The organism is Actinomyces sp. HMSC065F12 (genome assembly GCF_001814535.1).
GTDB lineage: Bacteria > Actinomycetota > Actinomycetes > Actinomycetales > Actinomycetaceae > Pauljensenia > Pauljensenia radingae_A.
This window is the reverse complement of record NZ_KV816968.1, coordinates 67,207-86,994: the sequence shown is the minus strand read 5'-3', so window position 1 is coordinate 86,994 and position 19,788 is coordinate 67,207. Positions and strand designations below refer to the sequence as shown.

Here is a 19,788-nt window from a genome sequence, read left to right as displayed (position 1 = left end):
TTCACTTCATCAGGGTTTACCCTGAATCTCCCCTTGCCTTCGGTTTGGAGGGTAGCCAAGCGGCGCTGAGTGTTGCACGGTAGAAGGCAAGGAAGGAGAGTGAAACCTGATGAGCACACTCCGCGACACTTTTCGTGGCACCACACCTATGACCCCGACGCTGCGGTCATTCGACCAGACTGATCGTCGCCATGTTCAATGCACGAATGCGCGCCATATTGCCGCCCGTAGTCACACCGACACGACGATGATTGACGTTGAGGAAGTGCGTATGCATATGCGCATGCGGGGCGCTCGCCCTCGAACCACAATGCTGGCCGGAGGAAACTAAGGGGTACGGGCCACCCGCTGGAACACGTAATACGCGGGAATAGCAAGCAGGAACCAGACGGCAATGACGAGGTGATGGCGCATGTCGTCAGCCGGTGGGAACACAGTCATGAGCGTATTGGCCATCCCGTGGAACACCATGCACCACAGGACTGATCTGGTGAAGGCGACCAACAGTCCCAACCACGCACTGAGCGCGAAAGAGGTCAGTGCGAATGCCGCAAATGAGGATCCCTGATGCGGGTTGCCGTCGATCCACCACAGGGGGATATGCCAGCATGCCCATACCGCCCCTACAACGAGGGCCGCTACTAGGTCTGGCGCTATGAAATTGTGAAAGCGGCGCGCGAGCAGAGGCTGCATGATTCCACGCCAGCCCCATTCTTCATTGCCGCCGGCCACCAGCGTCACGACCAAGAAGATGGACACGATGGCGATCAATGAGGTGCCTGCCGAGTCGGCGGGTGCACTCCATCCGTGTGATGACAGCCAGAATGCGGCGACCTCAAGCAAAGCGCACAGGAGAAAATAAAGCGCAGCGTGCGGGGCACGACGGGTCAGAAAATGCGCGAGATTTTTCCACGAAAAACCACCCGGCAGGCACACGCAAGCGGCGATGGTCGGGCCGAATCCACCCAGAACAAACAACGCCATAGCGGGAATGTCGGTGGCGCGAAGTGATGTGAAGTGGACCAAGAGTGCTGTCGCGCCCCAACAGATCCATGTGATCGCGAATGTCGTGAGTAGATATGTCACAAGACGGCGCCACGGATTATCGCGCACGGCCCTGCTCCTTTCACGTGCAGCGTCGAGCGGGCCGGGCTCTTCGGCGCCTGTTTATTCCGATGAGAGTGTGAACTTGAAGGAGTAGCGCTGGGCATCGTAGTAGTGAAGGCCGTATTCAACTGCTGCGCCCGCACCGTCATATGCCGTGCGCTCCATTGTCAAAAGCGAGCTTCCAGTTCCTATGTGTAACAGATCCGCTTCGACCTCGCTGGCGTTTCGGGCACCGACAGACTGGGTGGCGGACAGCAGCTCGATGCCGCGCTCGCGGATGCATGAATACAAGCCCTGGTGCGCCAGATCTGTGAATGAGGGGGCGTAGCGAGCCGGCAGCAGATTCGTCATGATCGCCAGTGGCTTGTTGTCGATCCAGCGGCGGCGGGTGACGCGAACAATTTCCTCGTCGACGGTGCATCCGAGTTTGGCGGCGTCATCCTCGTCGGCCAGGAGAACTTCATAGCGCAGCACTTCGGTGCGTGGGGTGAAGCCGGCTTTTGTCAGGTCGTCGTTGAGGGAGGTCAGGGCGAGGGGGCGGCGGACGTGTTTGGGGGTGACGCGTGTGCCGACGCCACGCCGGCGGGTCACTAGGCCACGGGAGACGAGTTCCTGGAGTGCGCGGCGCGCGGTGGGGCGGGAAACGGACAGGCGGCATGCCATGGAGATTTCATCTTCGATCAGTCTGCCGGGTAGGAGGGTGCCGGTGGAGATGAGATGTTCGAGAGGTTCGGCGATCTGGGTGTACAGGGGCGTTGAACTGGTACGGTCCAGATCGATTGACAGCTCAAAGGGTTCGTCGAGATTTCCTTGGTCACTGGCCATTGTGGGTTCCTTCAGATCGTCTCATGATGGGTTCATGTCATTGAGCGAATCGTATCACCTGAGGACAAACGAATATTTGTTATGACATGCGAGGTTGGTCGGTGCGGAGCGCGGAAAGCCGATGGTGTCCGCCTTGACAGAGGCCTTCATGCTCTATATTGTTTTAGTGATTAACAAATTGAAGTGATGTGGCGACAGAGCTGCGTACGTGCACATGGAGGTGTCTTTACTATGAGTGAATTGTGGTCAAACGGTCCTATCCCCTTCGTCGGGACCGACGATCCGAAAGCGGGCATGGGATTCAGGTACTACCAGCCAGACCGCGTCGTTGCCGGAAAGACAATGGCAGAATGGCTGCGCTTTGGCGTGGCATACTGGCACACATTCAACCAGCGCTTGGTTGACCCGTTCGGAGATGGAACCGCTCAGCGTCCCTTCGACCGCTATACCGATCCGATGGAACTGGCACTGGCAAAAGTGGACTACGCATTCGACTTCTACACCAAGCTCGGTGTGCAGTACTTCTGCTTCCACGATCGCGACCTCGCTCCCGAGGGTGACACCCTGCGTGAGAGCAACAAAAACCTGGATAAGGTCGTCGACCGGATCGAACAGCTCCAGCGCGACACCGGCATGAAACTGCTGTGGAATACCTCGAGCCTGTTCACTAACCCGCGGTTCCTGTCCGGCGCTGCCACCTCGCCGTTCGCGGACATCTATGCGTACTCAGCCGGCCAGCTCAAGCACTCTCTGGAAATCGCGAAGCGACTGGGCGCGGAAAATTACGTCTTCTGGGGCGGGCGCGAAGGATACGAGAATCTGTGGAACACCGATCTCAAGCGCGAACAGGATCACATCGCCCGCTTCTTCCACATGTGCGTGGACTACGCCAAGGAGATCGGCCTGGACGCACAGTTCCTCATCGAACCCAAGCCCAAGGAACCGACGACGCACCAGTACGATTTCGATGCTGCCACGTCGATCGCATTCCTGCAGACCTACGACCTGGCCGATCACTTCAAGCTCAATCTGGAAGGTAACCACGCGAACCTGGCCGGACACACCTACCAGCACGAGATCCGCGTGGCGCGTGCCGCCGGAATGCTCGGCTCGCTCGATGCCAACCAAGGTGACAAGCTCATTGGCTGGGACATCGATGAATTCCCATCTGACCTGTACGAAACCACTGCAGTGATGTGGGAAATCGTCGACGAGGGGCAGATCGGGCCGCGCGGTGGACTGAACTTTGATGCCAAGCCGCGACGTACCTCGTTCACCGCCGAAGACCTGTACCTGGGCCACATCGTCGGCATGGATACGTATGCCGCAGGCCTGCTGGTCGCCGCCAAGATGCACGAGGATCGATTCATTGAAGAACTGGTCTCCACCCGATACGGGTCATTCGATTCTGGAATCGGTGCGACAGTTGAGGACGGGTCGGCAACCCTTGCCAGCCTGGAAGAGTATGCCTTCGATGTGCCGCAGGCTGACCTGATAAAGGCGGTGCGCTCTGACCACCTCGAATGCGTCAAGGCCACCATCAACAACTACATCATCGACGCGCTCGCGCAGGCCTGATCCGGCATCGCTCCGGTGGCACGCCGGGTGAGGTCGACAAACCGAGCCAACGTGCATACCAGACGGCCCATGAACTTGATTAAATGGTTCGTGGGCTGTTTGGTATGCCAAATGAGTTCGCGAGCCTGCTGCGTCGCAGCGATGGCACAGTCAAGAGTGTGTGATGAGGCAGAACGGCAATCACACATCCTCCCATAATTTGTACTGACAAAGTGTGACTGCGTGGTTATACTAGGTGGTGAGTGCGCAGGCCACCCTCGTCCTCATCGAAACAAGGGAATACGAGGTGGCACGGGCGCGGGAAGTGTGGCCATGACAGTGGTCGCGAACGATGACAATGACGAAGGAGCTGTCACAGGTGAATACAATTAAGCACTGGATTGGTGGTGCCGAATACGAAGGCACGCCGGTCAAGACTCTCGATGTCGAAAATCCAGGCACCGGTGAGGTGGTCAGCCAGCTGCTCCTGGCAAGTGATGACGACCTCAACCACGCAGTTGAGGTTGCAACCGAGGCGCAAAAAGAGTGGGCAGCAACGTCACTCGCCAAGCGCACCGCGATCATGTTCAAGATGCGTCAACTCGTCCTGGATCACCAGGATGAAATGGCCAAGCTGATCGTTGAAGAGCACGGCAAGAACTACTCCGACGCAATCGGTGAAATTCAGCGTGGACGCGAAACCCTCGACTTTGCCACCGCCATCAACGTCGCACTCAAGGGTGAGCATTCCGTCAACGTATCAACCGGCGTGGACATCTTCACCACCCGTCAGCCTGTGGGCGTAGTAGCAGGCATCTGCCCCTTCAACTTCCCGGCGATGGTTCCCATGTGGATGCACCCGCTGGCGATCGCTACAGGCAACGCCTTCATCTTGAAGCCCGCCTCGCCGACTCCGTCGGCAGCACTGCTGACCGCACGCCTCTACAAGGAGGCGGGCCTGCCTGACGGCGTGTTCAACGTCGTGTCCGGCAACCGCGACATGGTGCAGTCAATCCTCAAGCACCCCGGAATCAACGCGATCTCATTCGTTGGATCAACCCCGGTGGCACACATCGTGCAGGACACCGGTGTGACCCACGGCAAGCGCGTCCAGGCACTGGGCGGCGCCAACAACCACGCGATCGTGATGCCCGACGCAGATCTGGACTTCGCTGCACAGCACATCTCCGCCTCAGCCTTCGGTGCGGCCGGCGAACGCTGCATGGCGCTGCCGGTTGTTGTCGCCGTCGGTGGAATCGGCCCGAAACTGGCCGAGATGGTCAAGAAGCACGCCGATGCAATCAAGGTTGGCTACGGCATGGATGAGGGCGTCGAAATGGGCCCGGTCATCTCCGCCAAGGCAAAGGAACGCATCGTTGGCCTGATCGACGATGCGGAAAAGCGCGGCGCCACAATCGTGCGCGATGGCCGTGACCTGGTCATCGAGGGGTACGAGGGTGGTCACTTCGTGGGACCGACCATTATCGATGATGTTCCGCTGGATGCGCCGGTGTACACCGAGGAAGTTTTTGGACCTGTCCTGGCAATCGTCCATGCCGACACCTACGAGGAAGCGATGAAGATCGTGAACTCCAGCCCCTTCGGCAACGGTTCAGCAATCTTCACTAACGACGGCGGCGTCGCACGTCGCTTCACACTCGATGTTGAGGCCGGCATGGTGGGCGTGAACGTCCCGATCCCGACACCTGTTGCGTACTACTCCTTCGGTGGGTGGAAGGATTCGCTGCTGGGCGATACCCACATCCACGGTCCGGAAGGTGTCCGTTTCTACACGCGCGCCAAGGCGATCACGTCTCGCTGGCCCAGTGAGAAGACCTATGAGGCGACGATGTCGTTCCAGCGTGAAGAGTGACGCCGGTCTTCCCGTGCGCTGATCTTTTTCATTGACGAGGGCGGCTGTGCGCGGCACTGCTAGATGTGGTGTTGCGTATGGCCGTCCTCGCTATGTCTCATCGCGGTGGATGGCACATGGTCGCAGGACCTGGTCGCAACCTGGCATCGCACCCTTATTGGAATGCTGCATGCTCACCCGAGCAAAGCAAAAGGCGATACCGAAAGGTATCGCCTAGGTGAAGCCGCGTCAGCTGGACGCGATCGGGATCAGTCAGTCCTGGGTATCAAGAACACGCGTGAACAGTGCGTGTACTCCCAGAGCCAGAGTGCACAGTCCGGCAATCAGTGTGATAACTGGTGAAGCGGCGGCAATTCCGGCAACGAGGGCGACCAAGCTGATCACAAGAGCAACAACAAAGATGCGATACTGAGCCGGTGCTGACAGCTGAAGCGTCAGGGCAGGCTGTGCAATTGCATACGATTGAGTTGATGTCATGGTCTCTCCTGTTTATCTTCGTCGGCCATGCAGGAGACCCGATGACACACACCGTGCACCCGCACGGCATTGTGTTCAATCCGGTGGGGCAGATTCTTCCCCGTGGATCAATGCACTTCCATTATCTCCCGTTATCAGCACCGATGCTGGTTGAGTTGATCACAGTAATGAACGCGTGCTCACAGGGCCACGTGGTAGCGTGTGGTAGATCGAGTCCCCGTTGGCGTAGCTGATGCTGACGAGACTGATTCTTGCTAAATGGCGTACACATACTGGAAAGGTTCCTGCGTCGCAGTGCAGGGATACCTCTGTCGTGAAGCGTTCAGACTACTGACAACGTCACTTGATTTGCTGACGCCACATCCGATCTTTGGAGTAGACGAGATTGAAGGCTTTCAATCCAGTCGGGCTTGGCTTTCGTCGAAACGCTTGGCAATCAGAGCGCTGGAGCCCATGAACTCGAAGGGCACGTCATCAACATCCTTGTTCAGCACCTGGTCACACAACTCGATGGCTTCATCGAACAGGCTTAACGGCATGTCCATGGTCATATGGGAAATGAAAAGCCGGTCGTAGGAATCTGCAGTGCGCTCTTTCATGCTCAGCACACGGTCGCGGTATTCTTCCACAGACGTTGAATTGTGGTCCCACAGAAAGGTGCGCTGGTTGCAGGCGTCGCCGGTGATGAGGATTCTTTCTTCTGGGATAAGAATCGCAGTCATGCCGGGAGTGTGCCCGGGGAAGTGAAGGGCTTCCACGCATATTCCGCCCAAGTCGAAGATCTGACCGTCGGTGAGATCTTCGAAGTTCAAGGGGTGAGGTGGCACAAAATCAGAGTCGTTCATTCGCGGTGATGCATCACCGACAGACAAGTCGATGTATTCACGGCGAACTTTCAGGACTGCCATTTCGTCGTATACCGGCACCTCCAGAGAATTCATGTAAACGTTGTCAAACTCTGGACCGCCCATTGCATGATCGACATGGCCATGAGTCAAGATGGTCACGATCGGCTTTTTCGTCAGACGTTCGACGAAAGCTCGCAGGCCTCGTATTCCCAATGACGAATCGATGAGAGCAGCGCGCGTAGCACCCTCCACCAGGTAGAGGAGTTCACCAGTCAATGTGCGAATAGCGGTCACACGGTTTGTGACACGTTGTGCGGAGAAGAAATCAGCCATGGTGATTTCACCGAACCTTTCGAATAAGCGGGGTGGTCACGCCCTCCGAGAATTGAAGACACGTCGCCATGGTGGAGCATCGTCGCACTTTTTGGTCCATTCAGCGCCCAGGCTTCGGTTCATGCCAACGTTTCGGCATCAACCGAAAATACACAAAAACCTCCAGCCAACCCGAATATCACCCGGATTGACGTGGAGGTTAGAGATGAAGGCCTGTCGGCCTTACTCCTCGACGCGTTTGATGTGCTCGGCCTGCAGACCCTTCGGGCCCTGCGAGACCTCAAAGTCAACCTTCTCACCCTCGTTGAGAGTGCGGAAGCCTGACGCCTCGATTTGTGAGTAGTGAGCGAACACGTCAGCAGATCCGTCATCGGGAGTGATGAAGCCGTAGCCTTTGTCCGCGTTGAACCATTTAACGACACCAGTGGTCATGAAAGCGCTGTCCTGTCTACAAAAGCCCCTGCGCAGGGGAAAAACCTCGATCCCGGTTGAGACCGACACAGTTTCATGCCCACCGCAAAGCGGAACATAACGACTGCGACATCAACGCTACCGCACATTGGGCTAGAAAAAAGGCAACACAGGTCACAGCTCGGTATCAGTCGACACGGACGCGTTCCGACGCGACTCATGTTTGAGGATCTGACGGGGTACCAGCTTGAGGGGCTCGACGCAACCCTCATGCAGGAGCTCCGATGCCTCATCGTGTGGAAAGTCTGCCGCGTACCTATCGCCCACCGCCCGCCAGCCGAAGCCCCCACCCCGCCTCAGTCCAGCAGAACCCGCGGCCATGCATCCCCACTCACTGCCGGCCATCCGCTGCCCGGCGCTTGGCGTCTGTCTCTGACGGCATGGGACTTTCGTCGGATCCTGGTGTGTGAACCACTTCATAAAGTAGGTGCGGAGGTATAGACGCAATGACGCGACCCCCGTCCGATGACATGCCGCACGCTGACACGCCGCATCCTGACGCGGCTCACACCCACACCCAGCCCAACCCAGCCACGCCAACTTCGACGTCGAAGCGTTCGCGTGGCACACGAAAACAGGCACACGCCAGGCAACGCCCGAGGCGTTCACCGCGCCCCGAATCAGGGCGCCCCGCAACCCTGACCCGCAGCAAACTCGTCGGCCGCATCATCGCGGCCGCTGCCCTTGTGACATTCCTGTTCGTCCAGCTGCCCGGTCTTGATGCGAGCGGCTCACGCATGTTCGGCATTTTCATTGCAGCCATCGCACTGTGGGTCACCGAAGCTATCCCGCTGGCCGCAACGGCAGTTGGCGTCATCTTGATGGAAGTACTCCTGATCTCCAACCAGGCAGTGCTCAGCGTCTCGGAAGAAGCGCCCGCCGCAACCGCCATCTTCGGCTCATTGGCCAACCCCGTCATCATTTTGTTCATGGGCGGATTTATGCTTGCCGACGGAGCCGCCAAATACAACGTTGATAAAGCGCTCTCCGCTCTCATGCTCAAACCCTTCCTGCGTAATGCGCGCATGACCGTCATGGGGGTCATGATGATTACCGCGCTGATGAGCATGTTCATGTCGAACACCGCCACCACCGCCACCATGTTCGCTGTCATGATGCCGGTGATTACAGCCTTGCCGAAGGGACGCGCGAGAACCGGCCTTGCGTTGTCGGTGCCGGTGGCCGCCAATGTCGGTGGCATGGGAACACCTGTGGGCACCCCTCCCAATGCCATCGCTCTGGGCGCCCTTCAAAACCACGGCATCCACGTCACATTCATTGACTGGATGCTGGCCGCAGTTCCGCTCATGCTTGTTGTACTGGTCATCGCCTGGCTGTTCATCGTCTGGCGATATATCCCCTCCGACGTCAAGTTCGACGTCGACACATCCGCAACCTTCGAGCGCACCCCGAAAGCCATCATGTTCTACGTGGTCGCCATGATCACGATCGGCCTGTGGATGACTGAATCGCTCCACCACATTTCCTCCAACACAGTGGGCTTCATCCCTGTCGCCGGTCTGATGATCCTGGGTGTCATGGGCGGCGACGACGTCAAGAAACTCGACTGGCCAGTACTGTGGCTGGTCGCAGGCGGTATCGCCCTGGGAGCGGGAGTGGGAGCAACCGGCCTGGACGAGTGGCTCATCGGCTCAATCTCCTGGCAGGCAATCCCGATGGCGTTACTCTTGCTGACTCTGGCAGCAGTGGGCTGGGTGACCTCGAACGTTATCTCCCACTCCGCGTCCGCCAACTTACTCATCCCGATGGGGATGGGGCTGGCAGCAACGGTCAGCACGTCCCCGAGCCAGATCGCGGTTGTCCTGGCTCTGGGATGCTCGCTGGGAATGTGCCTGCCGATCTCCACCCCACCCAACGCCATCGCATATTCGACAGGCACGACACCCACCCCCGAAATGGTCAAAGTCGGCATGGTTGTCGGCATCAGTGGCGTCCTTCTGCTCGCCTTCGTCGCTCCGCTCACGTGGCGCGTACTGGGGGTGCTGTAGGTGATTGACGAGGGCACCCCATCCGCACTCCATCCGCGGCACGCAGATGCCTGCGCCATCCTGGTGATAGGCGACGGGTCGGACGGGATTGCCGCGACACTGGTTGAGGACTTAACGGGTGCTTTCAGCCATATCGAGGTTCGCTCAATGGCCGACATCGACGGCATTGACGCCGAATGCGCATACCTGGCGCGCAGCCGTACGCGCCTCGTCCTGGGATTTGTCACCAGCGAGGTCGGCTCTCTTGACCGCGCCTTCGAGGCACTGAAGGCATACCCGTGCACGCAGCACAATGAATGGGTGGTGGTGACGCGCAGCCGCACGCACACCGACATGAGCCGCGCCCTGGCCTCGGGGCTGCTGGCATCTGTCATCTCCGTGCCGTGGACCCTTCCGACGCTGGTGGCGCAAAGCTACGGTGCGATCACGCGGCTGCTGTTGCGCTATGAAATGAACGAGGCCGAACGTGAACGAATCGCCGGCCCTGTTCCCGACAATGCCGTGCGAGGCCCTGTGCTCTTTGGCCTTGACCACAGTGAACGGGAAGTACTGAATGACCTTCTGGCCGGGGCTGAACGAATCCTGGGGCCGCGCCCCATCCTGGAGGTTGGCCCTCATACCGATCTGACCACGCAGGGTCAGCCCGTGCGCGCTGTGCACCTGGTACTCGACGGTCACGTTGCCCTGCACCGCGATTCCGACCAGGGTGACATTCTGCTGCACCATGCCACATCGGGACCCCTGATAGGGTTGGTGTCCCTGGCGCGCGGCGAAAACGCATTCTTCACGTCGACGACCACCACGCCGGTCAAGGTAGTGCGCCTGACCAATGAACAACTCCAGCTGGTCATCGCTGAAGATCCTCCGATGGCGGCGACGTTGGCTGCCCTCGCCATTCAATCCCTGGCCCGCCGCCTCGTGCGCGCAGAATATCTGCACATCGAAAACCGCGTCCTGGTTGACGACCTGCGGCACACGCGCGCAGAACTTGTGGAGCGAGCCCGTTACGCCATGCTCGGTGAACTCAGCGCCGGCATCGCGCACGAACTGAACAATCCGATCACCGCGGTGGACCGGGCTGCCGACCATTTGCGTGACGACATCACAACGCTGATGGACAGTGCCTACGCGGACCATGACCCCAGTGACAAGCTGCGCGCCGCTCATGAAGCCATGACCCGCGCGCTCGACGCACATCCGCGTTCCACCGCCGATGAACGCCGACTGGTCAGCGAATTCATGTCGGAACTGAAAGTCAGCCGCCAGTTCGCTCGCCGCCTGGTGCGAGCAGGAGTACACGATGTGGCAACTGCGCGACCTCTTGTTGCGGCGTCAGCGCCTCCCTCGTATATGACGATGGTGGAGACCGGCGCGCAGATCGGATCCTCGCTGCGCTCGCTGACGGTGGCGGCGGGGCGCGTGGTGCAGTTGACCGATTCCCTGAAGGGCTACGCGCGGCCTGATGGTACCGATGCGCGCATCGTTGACGTGCGTGAAGGGATCGAGGACGTATTGCGTCTGACGGCGCACCGCCTACGCCACGTCGAGGTGCTCCGTGATTTCGAGGGCGAGCCGCTCGTGGTGGGTCATCCGGCCAAACTCGAACAAGTGTGGACGAATGTGTTGGTCAACGCGGCTGAAGCATTCGAAGACGAGGACGAAGCCGATGCCTACGCCCAGCCGGCGCGCGGAGATGAGCCACCGAGTATCACGGTCAGTGCGCGCACAGCAGGGCCGGATGTGGTGGTCGACATCGTGGATAACGGTCCGGGGATTCCCGCCAGCGTGCTGGCAAAAATGTTCGAGCCGCATTTCACCACCAAATCGGGCCGCGTTCGTTACGGTCTGGGCATGGGGATGTCGATCTGCCGGTCGATTATCACAGACGCAGGCGGCACCATCAACGTGGCATCTCAGCCCGGACGCACACAGGTCACGATACGTCTGCCGAAAGCTGCCGACCACGAGGGCGGCCCTACCCACAGTGAACACAAGGAGAGATCATGACGTTAGCTGTTCTCATACTGGAAGATGAAGCGGAAGTGCGTGACGCTCTGGAACGCGACTGTGACGAGTTCTGGGACACGCTGCGACTGGAGACTGCCGAAGATGTTGACGATGCATGGCAGGCGATCCGCAGCATTGACGAAGACGGCGATGAGCTTGCGCTGGTCCTGGCTGACCACCGTCTTCCCGGACGGAACGGCGTGGACTTCCTGATCGACATGATGGATGAGCCCTCCACGGTCAATACGCGGCGCGTCCTGGTGACCGGTCAGGCCGATCAAAGCGACACGATCCGCGCCTTGAATGAAGCCAGTCTGGACTATTACATCGCCAAGCCGTGGGTACGTGATGAGCTGGTGGCAACGGTGCGCGACCAACTGACCACCTATGTCCTTGAATCAGGTGTTGACCCGTTGCCGTACATGCCCGTGCTGGATGCGGTTCGTATTATGGATGCCATGCGATAGTCCCCGCTCACAAGGAGGCGTCATGGATATTGCAGTGATCGGGTCGAACAATGTCGACCTCATTACCTACATCGATCGCATGCCCACCGAAGGGGAGACGCTCGAGGCGCCCTCGTTCCAACTGGGGTGCGGTGGCAAGGGGTCGAATCAGGCGGTGGCCGCTGCGCGCCTGGGATCGCGTGTCCTGATGGTGACCTGCGTAGGTGATGACATTTTTGCCGACATGACGGTAGAAAACTACCGCAATAACGGCATCGACACAGACCACGTCAAGCGTGCGCACGGCACGTCGGGTGTGGCGCCGATCTTTGTCGATCCACACTCGCGCAACTCCATCCTGATTGTCAAAGGCGCCAATAACGACCTGACTCCTGAGGACGTGGAGGCCTGCCGCGAGCAGATTGCACAGTGCGCACTGATCGTCTGCCAGTTAGAAATCCGTCTGGATACGGTCTATGTGGCGATTGCGCTTGGCGAACAGGTCGGTGTACCCGTGCTGCTCAATCCCGCTCCCGCCAGCCCTGATTTCAACTTTGACTGGGCGCGGCGCTGCACCTACCTCATGCCTAACGAAAGTGAACTGACACTGCTGACCGGCATGCCATGTGACAGTGATGAAGGTGTTGAGGCTGCGGCGCGCACCCTCGTTGAACACGGCTGCCGACACGTCATCGTCACGCTCGGGTCACGCGGGGCGTGGTGGTTCACGCGGGCCAACGAGGGTGGCTTGCGCGTTGTCAGTCAGCGTATTGACGCACTCCGTGTGGATCCGGTGGATACGACTGGAGCAGGGGACGCGTTTATCGGAGCCTTTGCGCACCGGATCGTCCACGGCGATGCAATTCCGGAGGCTCTGGAGTACGCCAACAGCTATGCGGCAATGTCGGTGCTCAAACGCGGCACCCAGTACTCATATGCCACAGCCGACGAATTTGACCGGTGGCGTGCCCAACGCACGCAGTGAGACGCGAGTGCTCGTCTGCGCGCAGTAAGGCGCGAGCGGTCCTCAGCACTCAGTTGGGGGATGAGCGGCTATGACGGGACTACGACGCAGAAAGTGTGTCCCGGAGCGGCCCAGCCCGCCGGTCACTCGGGCCGAGTGGCATCTGCCCACACCTGACGCCACTTGTCGGCCAACGAGTCAATGTTTTCGTGCGCGTTCAGGCCGCTTGGCTGGGGAACAACCCACAGGGATATGCCGCGCGGCCAGTTGTCAATCGTGTCAGCATCTTGCTGCCCGAGCTTCGCGTGAGGTTGCCTGAACGCCGTGCGGTACGCGGTAATTCCGGCGATGGCAACGGCGCGTGGATTCAGGTCGCCAACCCGAGTCACCAAGTGGGCAGCGCCCTCGCGCAGTTCATCGCGGCTCAATTCATCTGCGCGTGCAGTGGGCCTGCCGACCAGGTTCGTGATGCCGATTCCGCGTGACAGAATATGTTTCTCATCTTCGGCGCTGAGGCCGCAGGACGCATCGATCTCATAGTCAGTCAGGCCCGCTCGAGCGAGAGAGGGCCAAAAGCGGTTACCCGGTCGCGCGAACGGTGCATTAACGGCCGCAGTCCACAATCCCGGATTGATTCCGACGATCAGGAGCCTCAGCTCAGCTCCACCGCAGTGCGGACCAGGGAGCACATCGTCAAGAGCCAGAGGATCATCGGTGGCAAAGTACGCCAGATCACTCTGGTGTGGCTTGCGTCCTCCCAGAGGCGACGGTCGGCGTAAAGACTTCATCGCTAGGGCCGTCAGGCACTTTCCTGCGACCGTTCCACGCGTGCTGTCCACGCCATCGGATCATCGACGAGGTGCTGTAGGACTCGGTGTGCAGCGCCGATCGTGGCAAGTGAAGCAGAGTGCTCGGCAATGCGGATTTCAGAGGGGCTGCCGGCAGAGTGGAGGACCCGTGTGCGCAATTCAGGCAGTGCCCGTTCGCGCAGTTCAGAGCCAATGTCAGCGACGGAGCCGCCCAACACCACCAAAGGAATGTCGAGCATGTTGATGACGGCAGACAGTGTGCGCCCCAGAGCGGCGCCACCCTCGTCCAATGCAACGCGGGCAGCAGCGTTGCCAGCTTGAGCAGCAGCGACAACATCGACATTTGTCGCGCCGCGTGCCAGACCTGCGCGCTCTACCAGTGCGCGCTGGCCGATGTAGGCTTCCAGGCATCCCGTCGCGCCGCATCTGCATGTCGGGCCGGCAGGGTCGGTGGAAATATGTCCGATTTCGCCTGCCCATCCGTGCGAACCGGGCAGGAGAGCGTGGTCAATGATGATGCCTGCGCCAATACCGACTTCACCGGACACGTAAACGAACGAGGGCGGCCCTGATGGGACGCCAGGTTGCGGACATGCTACGGCCCACGCTGCCAGGTCGGCCTCGTTCGCGACGGTGACGACACCCAGGTGGGACAGCGGTGCGAGCAGCGTGTGTAACGGCAGGTCGCGCCACCCCAGGTTGGGAGCGAGGATCACAGCCTGAGCGGAAACTATGCCGGGCACGGCCAACCCGGTTCCAAGAAACAGTGTGTCGCCTTCTGTCGCGGCATCGGCTTGCGCTTTTACCCGGTCAGCGAGCTCCCCCAGAGCGCGCATGGTCTGCTGCGGATCTGAGTCTGAAAAGTCGCCTTCCTGCACGCCTTCTGCCACGATCTGCCCTGACAGGTCCACGATGCGTGCAGCCAGGTAGGAGACGTTGACTTCCAATCCCAGTGCGGTCGCATATCCTTCCCGCGGGGTCAGGCGCACCGCTGGCCTGCCTCGTCGAGCATCAGTTGACGGGTCGAGTTCGGTGACCAGGTGAGCCGAGATGAGCTCGTCCACCAGGCGGGAGACTGTTGCTCGCGTAATGCCAGTTGTCGCCGCGACCGAGGCGCGGGTGACTGCTCCGGGATCGGCCAGGATATAGCGAAAGACGAGGGCGAGATTCATGGCGCGCAACGACTGAGCTTTGACGCCGCCGTTGCCACGTGAGGATGTGCGGGCACTGCGCGGCAGGGAGGTGAGGCGTGATGAGGACTTATGTGCTCGGGTCATTGTTCTCTCACATTCTGGTTATGTGTCAGCGTCGCGACGTGGCCTTATGGGTTGACTATACTCGCTCACACCGCTATTTTGTTTAATAACGAAACACAATGGGGTTCTCGTGCACGCCACGCCTCTTCCAAGCAGCGTGAAATTATTCAACATGGAACAAGGAGCTGAACATGACGATGTATGGACCGTACGTTGCGGGCGTGGATACGTCGACCCAATCATGCAAAGTTGTCATCGTGGACGCCCTGCGCGGAACGGTTGTGCGTGAAGGTAAAGCGACGCACCCTGACGGCACGGAAGTGGACCCGCAGGCTTGGTGGGACGCGTTCAACGAGGCCGTCAAAGCAGCAGGTGGCCTGGAGGACGTGGTGGCGCTGTCCGTGGGCGGACAGCAGCACGGCATGGTGTGCCTGGACAAAGATGGAGAAGTCATCCGACCCGCCCTGCTGTGGAACGACACGCGTTCAGCCGACGCTGCTCGTGACCTTATTGCCGAATACGGCGAGGGTGACGAGGAAGCCGGTGCCGCGTGGTGGGCTGATGCCACCGGATCAGTGCCCGTTGCCTCGCTGACCGTGACGAAGCTGCGCTGGCTGGCAGACCACGAACCTGAGAACGCGCGCCGTATTGCAGCTATTTGCCTGCCGCACGACTGGCTGACGTGGAAAATCATGGGAACCGGTCGACTGGAGGATCTGCGCACGGACCGCTCCGATGCGTCGGGTACCGGTTACATGGACCGCGCTACGCCAACCTACCGCCGCGACATCCTTGCCCACGCGTTGCGCATCGACGAGGACGTCGCACGATCCATCATCTTACCGGAAATCCTCGGACCATGGGACGTGGCCGGACGTGGTGATGAGTCGCGAGGCTGGGGTGAGATCATGCTGGGACCAGGGTGTGGAGACAATGCGGGATCAGCGCTGGGTGTCGACCTCAAACCCGGTCAGGCTCTGCTGTCACTGGGCACATCCGGAGTTGTTGCCGCCGTGTCAGATCACCCGGTTGCTGACCATTCAGGACTGGTGACCGGCTTTGCCGATGCGACAGGAAACTGGCTGCCATTGGCGTGCACGCTCAATGCCTCGCGCATCATCGACGCAATGATGGCGGTGATCGATGCGGGTTACGACGAGTTTGATAATCTTGCCTTGAGTGTGGACGATGCCGCGGGATTGACTTTAGTGCCCTATTTCGAGGGCGAGCGCACCCCGAACCTGCCTGATGCTACGGCTGAGCTGAAGGGCATGACTCTGAAGAACTCGGATCGCGCTCACGTGGCACGCGCAACGGTGGAAGGACTGCTGAACTTGATGAAGTTCGCTCTGGATGCGGTGCGCGCACTGGATGTGAAGCTCGAACACGTGATCATGGTCGGCGGCGGAGCGAAATCGCGCGCCGTCCTCGAACTGGCCGAAGAATTCCTCGGCGCAACAGTTACGGTACCCAAGTCGGGAGAATACGTAGCGTTGGGCGCCGCCCGTCAAGCAGCGCGCGTGATGGAACGCGCAGGAAAGGCACAGTGATGACGCAGATTCCACAGACCATGAAAGCCAACGTCCTGATTCGCCAGGGTCTCATTGAGATGGAGGAACGACCGGTTCCGACACCGGATGCGGACCAGGTGCTGATTCGCGTGGAGTCGGTGGGGGTGTGCGGCTCGGATGTGCACTACTACCACAAGGGCCGCATCGGTGACTTTGTGGTGAACGAGCCGATGATCCTGGGGCACGAAGCTTCCGGAGAGATTGTGGCCGTGGGCGATGACGTGGATCCGGCCCGCATCGGCCAGCGCGTTTCCATCGAGCCGCAACGGTGCTGCCGAGTGTGCGAATACTGCAAGCGCGGAGAATACAACCTGTGCCCCGATATCGAGTTCTACGCGACGCCGCCCATTGACGGAGCCTTTTGCGAATATGTCCTGATTCAGTCCGATTTCGCCTACGAGGTTCCCGACTCCATTTCGTGGGATGCGGCAGCCTTGATGGAACCCCTGAGCGTGGGTATTGCCGGAATCCGCAAAGCCCACGTGAAAGTGGGTGACCGCGTCTTTGTTGCCGGCGCAGGTCCGATCGGTGCGATCGTCATCCAGGTTGCGCGGGCATTTGGCGCTGCCGAGGTGGTCGTCAGTGATCCTGTTGAAGGTCGGCGCGATTTGGCACTGTCGCTGGGAGCAACCCAGGCTGTTGAGCCAGGTGACCCGGCACTAGATGGTCAACACTTTGACGCGTTCATCGACGCGACGGGCGTCACTGCAGCTGTGCAGGACGGCATCATGCGCCTGGCGTCTGGCGGCACCGCAGTGCTGATTGGTATGGGTGACGATGACATGTCACTGCCGGTTGGATTCATCACCGCGCACGAAATCAACGTGACCGGGATTTTCCGTTACAACAACACGTGGCCCACAGCCATCCACCTGGTAGCCAGTGGAGCGGTCGACCTGGATCGCCTGTGCACTGATCACTACGCCCTCGACGAAGCTGACCAGCCCATCATCAACAAGCCCGCGCCGACCACGCTGAAGTCGATCGTCCATCCCGGACAGATGGCACAACACTAGGAGCCTGAAGCAGGGCTGGCTGAGGGGCTGTTCATGCGTGAAACTGCGTAGTGAAAAGCCGTAATTCATGAATAGTGAATGAAAGGAAAGAGCCTTGCAGCAGGCGTTTGAAAAAGACGGTCTAGGACTACGGTGGCGTGGTGACGGAACAACACTTTCAGTTCAGCCTTGGGGAAAGGACGCAGTCCGTGTGCGTTCACGACTCATGGCAGATGTCATCGAATCGAATTGGGCTCTGCTTGATCAACCTGAAGATCAGGAATCGAGCGTCGAACTCAAGGGCGATGAAGCTGTACTCGAGGTCGGATCGCTACGCGTCATCTTGCGTCAAACTGCGATGTGTGATGGAAAAGTTGGGTACGAGACTTTCCATTGCAGTATCAGTTTTGAGAAAACGGATGGAACACCACTACTGCGTGAAAGGGATCGGGGCGGGTCTCTCGACTTGAAGGCTCGCGATCTGCGTCCCGTTCTTGGCGGCGATATCTCCCTGACAATGTCGTTCGAGTCTCCAGAAGAAGAGCATCTGTGGGGAATGGGCCAGTACCAAGAGGGTATCGGTGATCTCAAGGGAAGCACTCTTGAACTTGCTCATCGCAACTCCCAGGCGAGCGTTCCTTTTGTGATTTCCAGCAAGGGCTACGGCTTCCTGTGGCACAACCCTGCCATCGGGCAAGTAAGCTTCTCATCGAACGTAACTCAGTGGTCAGCAGAGCGCTGCGATCAACTCGACTACTGGATCACGGCTGGAGACAGCCCTCGGGAAATCAGTAAGGCATATGCCGCGGCAACCGGATTCGCTCCTATGATGCCAGAACACGGACTGGGGTTCTGGCAGTGCAAGCTCCGTTACTGGAACCAGGAGCAGCTCCTTGAAGTCGCGCGAGAACACAAGCGTCGTGGACTGCCCTTGGACGTCATCGTGATCGACTTTTTCCACTGGCCCCACATGGGAGATTATCGCTTCGAGGAGGAATTTTGGCCGGATCCTCAGGCAATGGTTGATGAACTCCATAGCATGGGCGTTGAGCTCATGGTTTCGGTGTGGACCCAGGTTGCGCACGCATCCGAGAACTGGGATGAGCTGAAGAAGAACAACCTGCTGGCACGGGCAGAACGCGGCCTAGATGTTCATATGGCGTTCCAGGGACCGAGCGCTTTCATTGACATGACCAATCCCGAGGCAAGAAAGTTCATCTGGGAGAAGTGCAAAGAAAATTACGGCAAGTACGGCATCAAGATTTTCTGGCTCGATGAGGCTGAGCCCGAATACGGTGCCTACGACTTCGATAACTACCGCTACAACGCTGGCCCCAACGTCAAGGTCGGAAATATCTATCCGCAGAACTACGCCAAAGCGTTCTACGACGGACTGGTTGAATCCGGCACTGACGACGTTGTTAACCTCTTGAGGTGCGCCTGGGCGGGCTCTCAGCGTTACGGTGCTCTTGTGTGGTCTGGTGACATTAGCTCAACATGGAAAGACCTGCGGTGCCAGGTTGCTGCGGGAATCCACATGGGTGCCGCAGGAATCCCGTGGTGGACCACCGACATTGGCGGCTTCCACGATGGTGTCATCACAGATCCGAAATTCAAGGAACTTCTCATCAGGTGGTTCCAGTTCGGAGCTTTCTGCCCGGTGATGAGGCTGCACGGTGACCGACGGCCAGTTGAAGAGGTCAGCTCCAAGGATGGCTCCTACAGACTGCCCAGCGGTGCTGAGAATGAACTCTGGAGCTTTGGAGACGACGTGTATGCCGTGCTTGAGAAGTATATTCATCTGCGAGAAAAGCTCCGCGACTACATGCGAGACGTCATGTTGGAAGCCCATGAAGAAGGACAACCTGTGATGAGAGGGCTCTTCCAGGAATTCCCGCTCGACGAGAAGTGCTGGTCCATTTCCGACCAGTACCTGCTAGGCGGAGACATCCTGGTCGCTCCAGTTCTGGAAGCCGCTGCAACCTCCCGATCGGTGTATCTGCCGGCCGGAGCTTCCTGGACTGACGCGTCAACGGGTGACAAGCACGAAGGCGGTCAGTCGATCGATGTCGAGTGCCCTCTGGACAAGATTCCTGTCTTCCTCCGAGACGACACGCATAGTGAACTAGTTGGCATGATCTAGTTCAACTGGGGTGGGTCGCGACCGCAAGGTTCGCGGCCCACCCTTTGTAATGCGACATGACAGGTGGATGCGCGAGGTGGAGACATCTCGCGCTGCT

Annotated in this window: 17 protein-coding genes; 10 read left to right on the top strand and 7 right to left on the bottom strand. The window is 59.3% G+C overall.

Annotated features, from left to right (window positions below):
- Nucleotides 1-109: 109 nt before the first annotated feature.
- Nucleotides 110-331 carry a hypothetical protein gene (locus HMPREF2975_RS04660; RefSeq protein WP_058237604.1) on the top strand — a complete coding sequence of 74 codons (222 nt, stop codon included), beginning with the start codon at nt 110-112 and terminating at the stop codon, nt 329-331.
- Here HMPREF2975_RS04660 and HMPREF2975_RS04655 read toward each other — a convergent pair.
- Together HMPREF2975_RS04655 and HMPREF2975_RS04650 are read right to left on the bottom strand one after the other, a co-directional pair.
- On the bottom strand, nt 328-1,113 hold the full coding sequence (locus HMPREF2975_RS04655; protein WP_058237605.1) for a CPBP family intramembrane glutamic endopeptidase: 786 nt from the start codon (nt 1,111-1,113) through the stop codon (nt 328-330). The genes HMPREF2975_RS04660 and HMPREF2975_RS04655 overlap by 4 nt on opposite strands.
- Nucleotides 1,114-1,167: 54 nt before the next feature.
- Nucleotides 1,168-1,932, bottom strand: a complete 765-nt coding sequence (locus HMPREF2975_RS04650; protein ID WP_058237606.1) for a GntR family transcriptional regulator — start codon at nt 1,930-1,932, stop codon at nt 1,168-1,170.
- Nucleotides 1,933-2,163: 231 nt separating this feature from the next.
- On the opposite strand from HMPREF2975_RS04650, the gene xylA reads away from it, so the two are divergent.
- Together xylA and HMPREF2975_RS04640 are read left to right on the top strand one after the other, a co-directional pair.
- Nucleotides 2,164-3,510 carry a xylose isomerase gene (gene xylA / locus HMPREF2975_RS04645; protein WP_070726050.1) on the top strand — a complete coding sequence of 449 codons (1,347 nt, stop codon included), beginning with the start codon at nt 2,164-2,166 and terminating at the stop codon, nt 3,508-3,510.
- 358 nt (nt 3,511-3,868) lie between these two features.
- The gene (locus HMPREF2975_RS04640) at nt 3,869-5,362 is read left to right on the top strand and encodes a CoA-acylating methylmalonate-semialdehyde dehydrogenase (protein WP_058237940.1); all 1,494 of its coding nucleotides are present in this window, start codon (nt 3,869-3,871) and stop codon (nt 5,360-5,362) included.
- Between the two features lie 252 nt (nt 5,363-5,614).
- On the opposite strand, the gene HMPREF2975_RS04635 is transcribed toward HMPREF2975_RS04640, so the two are convergent.
- The 3 genes from HMPREF2975_RS04635 to HMPREF2975_RS04625 all read right to left on the bottom strand — a co-directional run bounded on the left by HMPREF2975_RS04635 (nt 5,615) and on the right by HMPREF2975_RS04625 (nt 7,452).
- A complete protein-coding gene (locus HMPREF2975_RS04635; protein ID WP_058237608.1) occupies nt 5,615-5,839 on the bottom strand; it encodes a hypothetical protein in 225 nt (74 codons plus the stop codon).
- A gap of 395 nt (nt 5,840-6,234) precedes the next feature.
- Nucleotides 6,235-7,020: an MBL fold metallo-hydrolase gene (locus HMPREF2975_RS04630; RefSeq protein ID WP_083314403.1), complete on the bottom strand. Its 786-nt coding sequence runs from the start codon at nt 7,018-7,020 to the stop codon at nt 6,235-6,237.
- Nucleotides 7,021-7,242: 222 nt separating this feature from the next.
- Entirely contained in the window at nt 7,243-7,452 is a 210-nt protein-coding gene (locus HMPREF2975_RS04625) for a cold-shock protein (RefSeq protein ID WP_058237610.1), read from the bottom strand.
- A 485-nt stretch (nt 7,453-7,937) separates the two neighbouring features.
- On the opposite strand from HMPREF2975_RS04625, the gene HMPREF2975_RS04615 reads away from it, so the two are divergent.
- The 4 genes from HMPREF2975_RS04615 to rbsK are packed head-to-tail and all read left to right on the top strand — an operon-like array spanning nt 7,938 to nt 12,938.
- Entirely contained in the window at nt 7,938-9,500 is a 1,563-nt protein-coding gene (locus tag HMPREF2975_RS04615; RefSeq protein ID WP_227469235.1) for an SLC13 family permease, read from the top strand.
- The gene (locus tag HMPREF2975_RS04610) at nt 9,501-11,507 is read left to right on the top strand and encodes an ATP-binding protein (protein WP_070726047.1); all 2,007 of its coding nucleotides are present in this window, start codon (nt 9,501-9,503) and stop codon (nt 11,505-11,507) included.
- On the top strand, nt 11,504-11,974 hold the full coding sequence (locus HMPREF2975_RS04605; protein ID WP_058237613.1) for a response regulator: 471 nt from the start codon (nt 11,504-11,506) through the stop codon (nt 11,972-11,974). The genes HMPREF2975_RS04610 and HMPREF2975_RS04605 overlap by 4 nt, the downstream gene beginning before the upstream one ends.
- Nucleotides 11,975-11,996: 22 nt before the next feature.
- Nucleotides 11,997-12,938 (top strand): ribokinase, encoded by a 942-nt coding sequence (rbsK, locus tag HMPREF2975_RS04600; protein ID WP_070726045.1) that lies wholly within the window; start codon nt 11,997-11,999, stop codon nt 12,936-12,938.
- 122 nt (nt 12,939-13,060) lie between these two features.
- Here rbsK and HMPREF2975_RS04595 read toward each other — a convergent pair whose 3' ends face one another.
- Together HMPREF2975_RS04595 and HMPREF2975_RS04590 are read right to left on the bottom strand one after the other, a co-directional pair.
- Complete coding sequence (locus HMPREF2975_RS04595) at nt 13,061-13,756, bottom strand: mismatch-specific DNA-glycosylase (RefSeq protein WP_227469233.1); 696 nt, start codon at nt 13,754-13,756, stop codon at nt 13,061-13,063.
- Complete coding sequence (locus HMPREF2975_RS04590) at nt 13,717-15,003, bottom strand: ROK family transcriptional regulator (RefSeq protein ID WP_070726042.1); 1,287 nt, start codon at nt 15,001-15,003, stop codon at nt 13,717-13,719. Before HMPREF2975_RS04590 ends, HMPREF2975_RS04595 begins: the two co-directional genes overlap by 40 nt.
- A gap of 170 nt (nt 15,004-15,173) precedes the next feature.
- Here HMPREF2975_RS04590 and HMPREF2975_RS04585 point away from each other — a divergent pair, with 170 nt between their 5' ends.
- From HMPREF2975_RS04585 to HMPREF2975_RS04575, 3 genes are all read left to right on the top strand, one after another.
- A complete protein-coding gene (locus tag HMPREF2975_RS04585) occupies nt 15,174-16,532 on the top strand; it encodes a xylulokinase (RefSeq protein WP_070726041.1) in 1,359 nt (452 codons plus the stop codon).
- Complete coding sequence (locus HMPREF2975_RS04580) at nt 16,532-17,569, top strand: NAD(P)-dependent alcohol dehydrogenase (protein WP_070726039.1); 1,038 nt, start codon at nt 16,532-16,534, stop codon at nt 17,567-17,569. The genes HMPREF2975_RS04585 and HMPREF2975_RS04580 overlap by 1 nt, the downstream gene beginning before the upstream one ends.
- Before the next feature lie 94 nt (nt 17,570-17,663).
- Nucleotides 17,664-19,691: a glycoside hydrolase family 31 protein gene (locus tag HMPREF2975_RS04575; RefSeq protein ID WP_070726038.1), complete on the top strand. Its 2,028-nt coding sequence runs from the start codon at nt 17,664-17,666 to the stop codon at nt 19,689-19,691.
- The last annotated feature ends 97 nt before the right edge of the window (nt 19,692-19,788 follow it).

Excerpts from the sequence above, each read along its gene's own strand:
- HMPREF2975_RS04660 (WP_058237604.1), top strand. The coding sequence starts at position 110 with ATGAGCACACTCCGCGACACTTTTCGTGGCACCACACCTATGACCCCG.
- HMPREF2975_RS04650 (WP_058237606.1), bottom strand. The coding sequence starts at position 1,932 with ATGGCCAGTGACCAAGGAAATCTCGACGAACCCTTTGAGCTGTCAATC.
- xylA (WP_070726050.1), top strand. The coding sequence starts at position 2,164 with ATGAGTGAATTGTGGTCAAACGGTCCTATCCCCTTCGTCGGGACCGAC.
- HMPREF2975_RS04635 (WP_058237608.1), bottom strand. The coding sequence starts at position 5,839 with ATGACATCAACTCAATCGTATGCAATTGCACAGCCTGCCCTGACGCTT.
- HMPREF2975_RS04630 (WP_083314403.1), bottom strand. The coding sequence starts at position 7,020 with ATGGCTGATTTCTTCTCCGCACAACGTGTCACAAACCGTGTGACCGCT.
- HMPREF2975_RS04625 (WP_058237610.1), bottom strand. The coding sequence starts at position 7,452 with ATGACCACTGGTGTCGTTAAATGGTTCAACGCGGACAAAGGCTACGGC.
- HMPREF2975_RS04615 (WP_227469235.1), top strand. The coding sequence starts at position 7,938 with ATGACGCGACCCCCGTCCGATGACATGCCGCACGCTGACACGCCGCAT.
- HMPREF2975_RS04605 (WP_058237613.1), top strand. The coding sequence starts at position 11,504 with ATGACGTTAGCTGTTCTCATACTGGAAGATGAAGCGGAAGTGCGTGAC.
- rbsK (WP_070726045.1), top strand. The coding sequence starts at position 11,997 with ATGGATATTGCAGTGATCGGGTCGAACAATGTCGACCTCATTACCTAC.
- HMPREF2975_RS04590 (WP_070726042.1), bottom strand. The coding sequence starts at position 15,003 with ATGACCCGAGCACATAAGTCCTCATCACGCCTCACCTCCCTGCCGCGC.
- HMPREF2975_RS04585 (WP_070726041.1), top strand. The coding sequence starts at position 15,174 with ATGACGATGTATGGACCGTACGTTGCGGGCGTGGATACGTCGACCCAA.
- HMPREF2975_RS04580 (WP_070726039.1), top strand. The coding sequence starts at position 16,532 with ATGACGCAGATTCCACAGACCATGAAAGCCAACGTCCTGATTCGCCAG.